Here is a 10,402-nt window from a genome sequence, read left to right as displayed (position 1 = left end):
CGCCCGCGTGGCCGGTCGAGTGGCGCGAGCGCGTATCCCGGCCAGCCCGGGTCGCCCGGCACCACCAGGCGGGCACCCACGGTCGCGGCCGAGTCGAGCAGGGCCGCCCCGTCCACGTGCTCGCGACGGGACTCGGCCTGGGCGTTCAGCGTCTCGCCCGCCCGCCCGGCCCGGATGAGGTCCCGCGCGGCGACCGGACCGACCGAGTCGACCAGGTCCCACACCTGCGCGGTCGGTCTTTCGGTGACCGCTCCCAGATACGCGTACGCCTCGCGGACGTCCCACGGCACCGCCACGGCCTCCTGCTCGCCCACCGACATCAGTCCTCTCCTCGCAGCATCAACGCCTCGGCCACATGGGGCTCACGCGGCACGGTCGCCCCGTCCAGGTCGGCGACCGTCCACGCCAGGCGCAGGCATCGATCGACGCCCCGCGCGGACAGCACCCCGTGGGCGAGCGCGCGGTCGAGCGGCTGCACCGCGCTCCGATCGAGCCCCCACACCGAGCGCAACACGCGCCCGGGTACCTCGGCATTGGACCGGGCCCCCGCCGCGTCCGGGCACCCCGCCCACCTCTCGGCGGCTGCCGCGCGCGCCGCGGCCACCCTGGCGCGTACCGCGGCCGTGTCCTCCACCTCCCCGACCGCGAACAGACCCGATCCGATCGGCAGGGTGCGGGCCGCGATATCGATGCGGTCCCGCAATGGGCCCGTCAGCGAGCGGCCGTACCTCCGCCGCGCGTCCGGCGTGCAGGTGCACGCGTCCGGTCGCGCGCTGCCACACGGGCAGTCGTTGGCGGCCATCACCAACTGGAATCGCGCGGGATAGACCGAGATACCGTCCCGGCGGGCGATCCTCACCTCCCCGTCCTCCAGAGGGGTGCGCAGGCTGTCGAGCACGCGGGCGGGGAACTCGGCGCACTCGTCGAGGAACAACACCCCACGGTGCGCGAGCGTCACCGCCCCCGGACGCGCGACGTTGTTCCCGCCCCCCACCAACGAGGCCACCGAGGCCGAGTGGTGCGGGGCGACGAACGGCGGCCGACGCAGCAGCGGATCCCTCGGGGCGAGCTTGCCCATCACCGAGTGGACGGCCGTGGCCTCGAGCGCCTCGCACTCCCCCAGATCCGGCAGGAGGCCGGGCAGTCGACGCGCCAGCATCGTCTTGCCTGTCCCCGGCGCCCCGCGGAGGAGAAGGGCGTGCCCGCCGGCGGCCGCGATCTCCACCGCCCGACGGCAGTCGTCCTGGCCGTGCACCTCGGCGAGGTCCTCGCGGGGCCGCCCGCCCACGGCACGCGCGGCCGGCGCGTCCGACACCAGCGCCCCGCCACCACGGCTCCACACCCCGAGCATCGCCAGCGAGTCCACGCCCGCGGAGTCGATTCCGCGCACCAGCCGGGCCTCCGCGAGGTTGGCGGTCGGGACGATGGCCCGGGGCAGCCCGGCGTCCCGGGCGGCGAGCACCGCGGGAAGGACCCCACGGACCGCACGGACCCGCCCGTCCAGGGCGAGCTCACCCACCAGCAGCGTGCCGTCGAAGCAGGACGCGGGCAGCTCCCCGGACGCGGTGAGGGTCCCCACCGCGAGCGCCAGGTCGAAACCGGAGCCCCGCTTGGGCAGACCCGCCGGCGACAGGGACAAGACGACCTTGCCCACTGGCCACGACAGTCCGCTGTTGATCACCGCCGCCCGAATCCGCTCCCGGGCCTGCAGGACCGCCGAATCCGGCAGCCCCACGATGCTCACCCCCGGCAGCCCGCGGCCCACGTCCGCCTCGACCTCGACGATCTGACCGCCCACCCCGTGCAGGGTCACCGCCCACGTCCGCCCGAGCGCCACGGCTAGAACACGTCCTCGAACAACTCGAGCCGGGGGCGCGAGCGATCGGCCAGATCCACCCCGACCACGTCGAAGCACACCTGACGCCAGCGACCCGGGTGCTCGGCCAGCCAATGGGCGGCCAGCAGGCGCAGGCGCCGGCGCTTCTTCCCCGTCACGGACTCGGCCGGGCTGCCGAAATCTTTACCGGTGCGGGTCCTCACCTCGACGAAGCGCAGTCTGCCCGCGGAGTCCAGGACCACCAGGTCGAGTTCCCCGACCGGGCACCGCCAGTTCCGGCTGATCACCACCGCACCGCGGGCCTCCAGCAGGCCCGCCGCGTGTTCCTCCCCGATCCGACCCGTCCGCACCCGCTGGTCGGCGCCGCCCCTGGCGCGTCCCGCCCCGTCCCCTGTCATCGCCGTCCTCCCGGCGGCCCGGCCCGTCCGGGTCCGCCGGGGCACACCCTTCCGGACGACGACGGCCCGATCCGCTGGTCGCGGACCGGGCCGGGAGCCTCCTGTGGAGGCGGATCGGGCTGTGGAGAACCGGGGCCGAAGACTACTCCGGCAGGCGCAGCTCGGGCTTGTCGAGTTCCTCGATGTTGACGTCCTTGAACGTCAGGACGCGCACGTACTTGACGAAACGAGCAGGTCGGTACATGTCCCACACCCACGCGTCGGACATGCGTACGTCGAAGTACACCTCCCCGTCGGCGGACCGCGGGATCAACTCGACGGCGTTGGCGAGGTAGAAGCGCCGCTCCGTCTCGACGACGTAGGTGAACTGACCCACGATGTCGCGGTACTCGCGGTACAGCGAGAGCTCCATCTCGGTCTCGTAGTTCTCCAGATCCTCGGCGCTCATCTCGTGCTGCTCCTCGAATGCGCCTGCGCGGCGCGACGGACGTTGGCGTACGACATCCGATGGATGTCGCTGGGACCGAGCTGCTCGATCGCCCTGGCGTGACCCGTGGTGCTGTACCCCTTGTGGGCGGCGAAGCCGTAGCCCGGATACCGCGGGTCGAGGTCCACCATAATCCGATCGCGCGTGACCTTCGCGAGGACACTCGCGGCGGCGATGGATGCGACCACCGCGTCACCCCCGATCACCGCCGTGGACTGACACCCGAGACCGTCGACCGCGAACCCGTCCGTCAGGACGAACCCGGGTCGCGGGTCCAGGGCGGCGACCGCCCGGCGCATCCCCTCGATGTTGCAGCGGTGGATCCCCCGCGCATCGATCCGATCCGGTTCGATCACGACGACCGAGACAGCCCTCGCGCGCCGCAGGACCGCGTCGTGGAGCCGGTCGCGGGCCGCGGCGGTGAGCTTTTTGGAGTCGTCCAGGTCCGCGAGTTCCGGGTGGAGGCGGTCACCGAGCACACACGCCGCCACGACGAGCGGCCCCGCACAGGAACCGCGGCCGGCCTCGTCGACGCCCGCGACGGGACCCAGCCCCCGTCGGGTGAGCGCGGCCTCCAGCGCGAGCCGGCCGTCCCTGCGGGTCACCCGCGCCCGGGTGGGCAGCAGGCGGTGCCGTCGCGACCGCTCGGGACGTGCCCGGGTCACCCCGCGCTGATGTCCGGCGAGGAGACCGTCCCGATCCGGTCGAACGGGAGGATGATCGCCTGCACCTTGCCGATGATGTTCTCCGCCGGCACCGTGCCCTGGTGTTCGTCTCCCATGTGGAAGCGGGAGTCCGCGGAGTTGCCGCGGTTGTCGCCCATCACCCAGTAGTTGCCCTCCGGAACGGTGACGGGACCGAACGCGCAGTTCAACGGGTTACGGGCGGGCGACGGGTCCTCGTTGAGGTAGGGCTCGTCCAGCGGTTTGCCGTCGACGAGGAGCGACCCGTCCGGCGCACATCCCCCCACGGTCTGCCCGCCCACCGCGATCACGCGCTTGACCATGTCGTTCTGGTCGGGCGGGACGATGCCGATCACGCCGCCGATGTTCTGGAGGGTGCGGATGACGGGGTTGTCCGACCGGATGGACTGGTACCCCTCGTTCCACGACTCGGGCCCCTCGAAGACGACCACGTCGCCGGGCCGGGGATCACCGAACCGGTAGCTGATCTTGTCGACGAAGATCCGGTCGCCCGTGCAGCCCGCGCAGCCGTGCAACGTGGGTTCCATGGACTCGGACGGGATCTGATAGACGCGACCGACGAAGGTCTGGAAGACGAACACCAGAGCCAGGGCGATCACCACCAGCAGCGGGATCTCGATGTACCAGGGCTGGCCCTTCTTCTCGACGCCGCGAGCCGGGGCCCCGTGATCACGGGGTCCCGGCTCGGCGGTGTCGTGTCCGGGCGTGTCGGTGCTGCTCACCCGGATGAGCGTAGTCGATCCCGCACCGCTGACGGCGGTCGAGTCCGACGCGCTCTATGCGCTCAGCGCTTCTCCTTGATCTTCGCGGCCTTGCCGCGGAGCTCACGCAGGTAGTAGAGCTTGGCGCGGCGGACGTCGCCACGCACGAGCACGTCGATGCGGTCGATGTTGGGCGAGTGCACGGGGAACGTGCGCTCGACGCCGACGCCGAACGAGACCTTGCGGACGGTGAAGGTCTCGCGGACGCCGCCGCCCTGGCGACGGATCACGACGCCCTTGAAGACCTGGATGCGCTCCTTGGAGCCCTCGATGACCTTGACGTGCACGTCGAGCGTGTCGCCGGCACGGAACTCCGGGATGTCGTCCCGGAGGGACTTGTTGTCGATGAAGTCGAGAGTGTTCATTGTGTTCCTTGCATGTCAGGAATGAGGACAGAGGACCCTGGCGCCCGCCGTCAGGCGGGTCGACCGGTTCGTGCCCCGGATCAGCGCGACCGTCCCCGGGCGCGCGTGCGCCCGAAAGGTCAACCTCGCTAGTGTGCCATCCCCGCCGGGGGTGGCCCAAATCAACCCTCTGGCGGTTCCCAGCCCAGCTCGGCCAGGGTCTGCAGGTCGGCGGCGCTGAGCGGGGCCCCGCCCAGGAGGTCCGGGCGCCTCTCCGCGGTCCGCCGCAGCGATTCGTCGCGGCGCCAGCGTGCGATCCTCGCGTGATCGCCGCTCTTGAGGACGTCGGGCACCGGGCGGTCGCGCCATATCTCGGGGCGGGTGTAGCTCGGTCCCTCGAGGAGACCGTCGGAGAAGGAATCCTCCTCGTGACTACGCCGGTTCCCCAGCACACCGGGCAGGAGGCGTACCACGGCCTCCGCGATGACGAGGACGGCTACCTCGCCTCCGATCAGGACGTAGTCCCCGATGCTGACCTCTTCGACGTCCATGCGCTCGGAGGCCTCGTCGACCACGCGCTGATCAATGCCCTCGTAGCGGCCGCACGCGAACACGATCCGACGGCGGCGGGCGTACCTGTGGGCGTCGGACTGGGAGAAGGGCCGCCCGGCGGGGGTCGGGACGATCAGCAGGGGCCGGGAGTCCGGATCCGAGGCGGCCGGCCCGGTCGTCAGCCCGGTGTCGGTCTGGGGAACTAGGTCGTCGAGCGCGTCGCCCCACACCGTCGGCCGCATCACCATCCCCGGCCCGCCGCCGAACGGGGTGTCGTCGACGGATTTGTGCACGTCGTGGGTCCAGGCGCGCAGATCGTGGACGCCGACCTCGATAATGCCCCGGTCGACGGCGCGACCGAGGAGGGCGAGCCGGAGCGGGGCGAGGTAGTCGGGGAAGACGGTGACGACGTCGAGACGCATGATCGGCCCGCGCCGCTCCTCGGCGGCGGGCCCGGTCACGACGTGCCCAGGTCGAGCAGCCCCTCCGGTGGGTCGATGACGCACGTCCCACCGGGGACGTCCACCTCGGGGACCATCTCGGTGACGAAGGGCACGAGCGCGTCGGCACCGTCGGTCAGTCGGATCCCGAGGAGCTCACCGGCGGGGGTGTGGACGATCTCGGTGACCTCGCCGAGCGGTGCGCCCGAGGTGTCGAGGACCCGGAGCCCGACGAGCTGGTGATCGTGGTACTCGTCCGGGTCCTCTGGATCGGGGAGCTCGGCGGAGTCGACCAGCAGGAGCATGCCGCGCAGCGCGTCGGCCGTGTCGCGGTCGGATACACCGGCCAGGCGCACGAGAAGCCGCCCGGAATGGCTCCGGGCGGCTTCCACTGTGACGTCACGGTCGGTGGCGCGGTCCCCCTTGCCGACGCGGCCGGTGAGCCGCGCGCCGGGGGCGAAGCGCTCCTCGGGCGAGTCGGTACGGACCTCCACCACGAGCTCGCCGCGGACGCCGTGCGATTTGACGACGCGGCCCACGACGAGCTCCATGGTGTGTCAGGTCCTCCGGTTGTCGGCGCGTACGGGGTGGGATCAGCGGTCGGTGTCGACCACGTCGACCCGGATGCCCTCTCCCCCGACGGCGGAGACGATCGTCCGGATGGCGGACGCGGTTCGACCGCCCCGCCCGATGACACGGCCGAGATCCTCGGGCGCGACCGCCACCCGGATCACGGTGCCGCGCCGACCACCACTCGACCGGACGGACACGGCGTCGGGATCCGACACGATGCCGCGGACGAGGTGGTCGACGGCGTCGACGACCATGTCGTTCATCTGTCTCAGGCCTCGGCGATCTCGGCGTCAGCCGACGCGGCCTCACCCTCGGCGGAGTCGGTCGACGCGGCGGCCTCCTGCTCGGCCTTCTTGGCCTCTTCGGCCTTCTTCGCCTTGTCGGCCTTGCGCTTGGCGGTGATGGCCTCGGCGGACGGCTCGCCCTGGGCCTCCTCGAGCGCCTTGTTGAACAGGTCCAGCTTGGAGGGCTTGGCCTCCGGGGTGCGCAGGGTGCCCTCGGCGCCCTCGATGCCCTTGAACTTCTGCCAGTCGCCCGTGATCTTGAGCAGCTGCTCGACGGCCTCGGTCGGCTGGGCGCCCACGCCGAGCCAGTACTGGGCCCGGTCGGAGTCGATCTGGATGAAGCTCGGCTCCTCCTTCGGGCGGTAGAGGCCGATGGTCTCGATGGAGCGACCGTCGCGGCGGGTACGGGCGTCGGCGACGACGACCCGGTACTGCGGGTTGCGGATCTTGCCGAGTCGGGTGAGCTTGATCTTGACGGCCATGAGCGCGTCTCACTTCCTGTAGTGGGTCACATGGCGATTCAGCGACGCCCGCGCTGCTCGCGGGGTCCGGTTTCGCCTTCCGGGTGACCGCCGTTCGGCCCGGACCCCCGCGTGGGGACCCACCGGTGACGGCGTCCAGCGGTCCAGTCTAGACACGCCCGGCCCGCGCGCACCAATCGGTGCACACGGGCCGTCGGGTCACCTCTTGGGGAACTTGAGGTTGTCCAGATCGATGCCCTCGAGGCCGGGCGGGAGCTGGTCCAGGCCCGGCGGCATCTGGGACAGGTCCGGCATGCCCCCGGGCGGCATCCCCGGCATCCCACCGGGCGGCATCCCCGGCATCCCCGGCATACCGGGCATCACGCCGCGGTTCTTCGGCGGCGTGGGGCCGCGCCCCTTGCCCTTCCCCTTGCCCTTCTTGCCCTTGCGCTGGTTCTTGCGCCCGGCCCCGGGCATCCCCATCTGGCCGGCCATCCGGCTCATCATCTTGCGCGCCTCGAAGAACCGGTCGACGAGCTGGTTGACGTCGGTGACGGTAACGCCCGAGCCGTTGGCGATGCGTTGACGCCGGGATCCGTTGATGATCTTGGGATCGGCGCGTTCCTCGGGGGTCATGCCGCGGATGATCGCCTGGATGCGGTCGAGGTGCTTCTCGTCGATGTCGCCGACGGCGGCCTTCATGTCCTTGCCGCCGGGCAGCATGCCGAGCAGGTTCCCGATGGGACCCATCTTGCGGATCATCATCATCTGGTCGAGGAAGTCTTCGAGCGTGAGCTCGCCGGAGCCGATCTTGGCGGCGGTCTTCTCGGCCTCCTTGGCGTCGAAGACCGTCTCGGCCTGCTCGATGAGCGACAGGACGTCGCCCATGCCGAGGATCCTGCTCGACATGCGCTCCGGGTGGAAGACGTCGAAGTCCTCGAGCTTCTCGCCGTCCGAGGCGAACATGATCGGGGTGCCCGTGAGCTCGCGGACGCTCAGCGCGGCGCCGCCGCGCGCGTCGCCGTCGAGCTTGGTGAGCACGACGCCGGTGAAGCCCACGCCCTCGCGGAACGCCTCGGCGGTGACCACCGCGTCCTGACCGATCATGGCGTCCAGGACGAAGAAGGTCTCGTGCGGCTGGACGGCGTCGCGGATGCCGCGGGCCTGGGCCATCATCTCCTCGTCGATGCCGAGGCGGCCGGCGGTGTCGACGATCACGACGTCGTGCATCTTGGCGCGTGCGTGGGCCAGCCCGCGCTGCGCGACGGACACCGGCTCCTGGACGCCGATCTCCGCGCCGTCCCCGCCGACCGAGGTGCCGGGGTGTGGGGCGAAGGTCTGTACTCCGGCGCGCTCACCGACGATGCGTAGCTGGTCGACCGCGCCCGGGCGTTGGAGGTCGCACGCCACCAACAGCGGCGTGTGCCCCTGGCCCTTGAGCCAGTACGCGAGCTTTCCCGCCAGCGTGGTCTTACCCGCACCCTGGAGGCCGGCCAGCATGATCACCGTCGGTGGTTGCTTGGCGAACTCGATCCGGCGGGCCTCGCCACCGAGGATGGCGGTGAGCTCGGCGTCGACGATCTTGACGACCTGCTGGGCGGGGTTGAGCGCCTCGGAGACCTCGGCGCCCTTGGCCCGTTCCTTGACCCGGGAGATGAAGGCGCGCACGACCGGCAGTGCGACGTCGGCCTCGAGCAGCGCGAGTCGGATCTCGCGGGCCGTCGCGTCGATGTCGGCGTCGCTCAGCCGACCTTTTCCGCGCAGGTCCTTGAGCGCCCCTGTGAGACGGTCGGACAAGGATTCGAACACGGCAACAGCTCCCTGGTTCGCGTCCCGGGAGCGCGCGCGTCCCGGCGTCGTCGGCGACGACTGATCACAGGGTATCGGCACGCGCGACGACGGGCGTCGCGGGCTCGTGTCCCGGCAGCAGTGACTCGACCTGACCGGCCGTGCTGAGGACCGCACCCGGGCCGGAGAGGGCGAACACGTCCTCGACCGCGGCACCCCTGGTGCGGACCACCACCCAGTCGATCCGGGCGCCCGTCTGCAGGATCGCGGAGACGATCCGGGCGAACAGCCCGGGTCGGTCCTCGGCGCGGACCTCCATCATCACGCCGTCCGCGTCGGAGCGGTGCCCGACGAGGACCGAGGATCTGGCCCGCGGGGGACCGATGGGCACGGCCTCGCCGCGGGCGAGGGCCGCGCGCAGCGATCCCGGCAGTCCGGCGTCGATCGCCCGTCGCAGGTCCTGCCGGAGCACGCGGGCGTCCACCGGGTCGCCGAACCGCGTGGAGACGGTCATCCTCGCGCGCATCCCTCCGGGCGGCCGCAGGTCGATCTCCGCGTCGACGATCTCCAGTCGGTGGGCGGCGAGGACCTCCGCAGCCACCGCCAATGACCTTCCGGCACCGGGGGCCACGAGGGTGACCTCGTGTGTGGTGCCCGTGCCCGCCGCACGGAGGTCGACGACGACGTCGGGGGGACCGTGCCGTCTCGACGCCCGCACCGTCGGGGCCTCGACGGCGGCCGGGCGGGGTCCCACCTGGGCGCGGCACGCCGCGACGAGCGCCGTGTGCACGCCGGCCCGTCCCGCCGACCACACGGTCGGTCCGGTGGCGATCGAGTCGGCCTCGGTGAGCGCGGCCAACACGTCCAGCGCGACCGTGTCCCAGTCCAGGGTGTCGAGGACGAACTGGGCGGTCTCCGGGTCGGAGGGGTCGCGGCGTGCGGCGGTCCTCGCGAGGAGGAGGTGGTGTCGGACCAGTCGTTCCAGGGTCTGGGTGTCGCGCACGCTCAACCCCATCCTCTCGGCGATCGGCCGGATTATCACCGCGCCGTTCTCGCTGTGGTCGCCCACGCGGCTCTTGCCGAGGTCGTGGAGGAGCGCCGCGAGCAGCAGGAGGTCGGCCCGCGCGACCGAGGTGGTGAGCCGCGACGCCTCGACCGCCGTCTGCACGAGGTGCCTGTCGACGGTGTAGACGTGCGTGCGTTCGCGGGCGGGCAGGTCCCGCACGCCGGACCACTCCGGCAGCAGGCGTTCCCACAGTCCGCAACGGTCGAGGGCCTCGTGAACGGGGATCTGTGCCTCCCCAGAGCCCAGCAGGACCAGCAGGTCGGACAGCGCCTCCGCGGGCCAGCGGCCGTCGGGGGCGGGGCTGCGCTCGGCCAGGACGCCGAGGGTGGACCCCGCCACCGGGAGGGAGAAGCGCGCGGCGGCGGCCGCCACGCGCAGGGGTAGCCAGGGCTCCTCCTCGACGCGCGCGCCACGGGCCAGCGCCACCTCGCCCGCGTGCTCGACCACGCCGTCGTCCAGCGGCCGGCGGACCGGGGACCGCCTCAGCAGCCCGGTGAGTCCCCGCGTCGACAGGGTGGCGCACGATCCGCGGATCGCCTGGTCAGCGGTGAACGCGATCGTGCGGGAGGCGTCGCTGAGGGCACGGGCGAGGTCGAACCGGTCACCGAGTCCGAGGGCACGGCCGACCTCGTCGCCGTACTCCGCGTGTAGCACCTCGCGGGCTCGTCCGGCGACCCGGTGCAGCTCGGTGCGGGCGTCGAGCACGA

Annotated in this window: 12 protein-coding genes and 1 pseudogene; all 13 read right to left on the bottom strand. The window is 72.0% G+C overall.

Going from position 1 to position 10,402, the window contains the following annotated elements; translation table 11 throughout:
• Nucleotides 1-320, bottom strand: a pseudogene (locus HMPREF3086_RS15510) (DNA-protecting protein DprA); the annotation flags it as partial.
• Nucleotides 320-1,837: a YifB family Mg chelatase-like AAA ATPase gene (locus HMPREF3086_RS15505; protein WP_070722804.1), complete on the bottom strand. Its 1,518-nt coding sequence runs from the start codon at nucleotides 1,835-1,837 to the stop codon at nucleotides 320-322. The pseudogene HMPREF3086_RS15510 and the gene HMPREF3086_RS15505, both read right to left, overlap by 1 nt.
• A 2-nt stretch (nucleotides 1,838-1,839) precedes the next feature.
• Nucleotides 1,840-2,235, bottom strand: coding sequence for a YraN family protein (locus tag HMPREF3086_RS15500; RefSeq protein WP_070722803.1), 396 nt, complete (start codon nucleotides 2,233-2,235; stop codon nucleotides 1,840-1,842).
• A gap of 142 nt (nucleotides 2,236-2,377) precedes the next feature.
• Nucleotides 2,378-2,683 (bottom strand): DUF2469 domain-containing protein, encoded by a 306-nt coding sequence (locus HMPREF3086_RS15495; protein WP_007632861.1) that lies wholly within the window; start codon nucleotides 2,681-2,683, stop codon nucleotides 2,378-2,380.
• On the bottom strand, nucleotides 2,680-3,348 hold the full coding sequence (locus HMPREF3086_RS15490; protein WP_070722806.1) for a ribonuclease HII: 669 nt from the start codon (nucleotides 3,346-3,348) through the stop codon (nucleotides 2,680-2,682). Before HMPREF3086_RS15490 ends, HMPREF3086_RS15495 begins: the two co-directional genes overlap by 4 nt.
• 35 nt (nucleotides 3,349-3,383) lie before the next feature.
• Nucleotides 3,384-4,148, bottom strand: coding sequence for a signal peptidase I (gene lepB, locus HMPREF3086_RS15485; protein ID WP_070722800.1), 765 nt, complete (start codon nucleotides 4,146-4,148; stop codon nucleotides 3,384-3,386).
• 62 nt (nucleotides 4,149-4,210) lie between these two features.
• Nucleotides 4,211-4,552, bottom strand: a complete 342-nt coding sequence (rplS, locus tag HMPREF3086_RS15480) for a 50S ribosomal protein L19 (RefSeq protein ID WP_007632870.1) — start codon at nucleotides 4,550-4,552, stop codon at nucleotides 4,211-4,213.
• 161 nt (nucleotides 4,553-4,713) lie between these two features.
• Nucleotides 4,714-5,505, bottom strand: coding sequence for a tRNA (guanosine(37)-N1)-methyltransferase TrmD (gene trmD / locus HMPREF3086_RS15475; protein ID WP_043568704.1), 792 nt, complete (start codon nucleotides 5,503-5,505; stop codon nucleotides 4,714-4,716).
• Nucleotides 5,506-5,540: 35 nt separating this feature from the next.
• Nucleotides 5,541-6,074, bottom strand: coding sequence for a ribosome maturation factor RimM (gene rimM / locus HMPREF3086_RS15470; protein WP_007632877.1), 534 nt, complete (start codon nucleotides 6,072-6,074; stop codon nucleotides 5,541-5,543).
• 42 nt (nucleotides 6,075-6,116) lie between these two features.
• The gene (locus HMPREF3086_RS15465; protein WP_007632879.1) at nucleotides 6,117-6,359 is read right to left on the bottom strand and encodes an RNA-binding protein; all 243 of its coding nucleotides are present in this window, start codon (nucleotides 6,357-6,359) and stop codon (nucleotides 6,117-6,119) included.
• 5 nt (nucleotides 6,360-6,364) lie between these two features.
• Entirely contained in the window at nucleotides 6,365-6,862 is a 498-nt protein-coding gene (rpsP, locus tag HMPREF3086_RS15460) for a 30S ribosomal protein S16 (RefSeq protein ID WP_070722799.1), read from the bottom strand.
• A 198-nt stretch (nucleotides 6,863-7,060) separates the two neighbouring features.
• Complete coding sequence (gene ffh, locus HMPREF3086_RS15455) at nucleotides 7,061-8,650, bottom strand: signal recognition particle protein (protein WP_007632883.1); 1,590 nt, start codon at nucleotides 8,648-8,650, stop codon at nucleotides 7,061-7,063.
• 64 nt (nucleotides 8,651-8,714) lie between these two features.
• The coding region (locus HMPREF3086_RS15450) for an HD domain-containing protein (protein ID WP_070722798.1) at nucleotides 8,715-10,402 on the bottom strand (1,688 nt) is incomplete at its 5' end.

The organism is Dietzia sp. HMSC21D01 (assembly GCF_001815995.1).
Lineage (GTDB): Bacteria > Actinomycetota > Actinomycetes > Mycobacteriales > Mycobacteriaceae > Dietzia > Dietzia cinnamea.
Note: the sequence above shows the minus strand (reverse complement) of the source record. Positions and strands in the feature narration are given on the sequence as shown.

What these genes read in the sequence shown, in the direction of transcription:
- HMPREF3086_RS15500 (WP_070722803.1), bottom strand. Translation starts at nt 2,235, where the DNA reads ATGACAGGGGACGGGGCGGGACGCGCCAGGGGCGGCGCCGACCAGCGG.
- HMPREF3086_RS15495 (WP_007632861.1), bottom strand. Translation starts at nt 2,683, where the DNA reads ATGAGCGCCGAGGATCTGGAGAACTACGAGACCGAGATGGAGCTCTCG.
- rplS (WP_007632870.1), bottom strand. Translation starts at nt 4,552, where the DNA reads ATGAACACTCTCGACTTCATCGACAACAAGTCCCTCCGGGACGACATC.
- trmD (WP_043568704.1), bottom strand. Translation starts at nt 5,505, where the DNA reads ATGCGTCTCGACGTCGTCACCGTCTTCCCCGACTACCTCGCCCCGCTC.
- rimM (WP_007632877.1), bottom strand. Translation starts at nt 6,074, where the DNA reads ATGGAGCTCGTCGTGGGCCGCGTCGTCAAATCGCACGGCGTCCGCGGC.
- HMPREF3086_RS15465 (WP_007632879.1), bottom strand. Translation starts at nt 6,359, where the DNA reads ATGAACGACATGGTCGTCGACGCCGTCGACCACCTCGTCCGCGGCATC.
- rpsP (WP_070722799.1), bottom strand. Translation starts at nt 6,862, where the DNA reads ATGGCCGTCAAGATCAAGCTCACCCGACTCGGCAAGATCCGCAACCCG.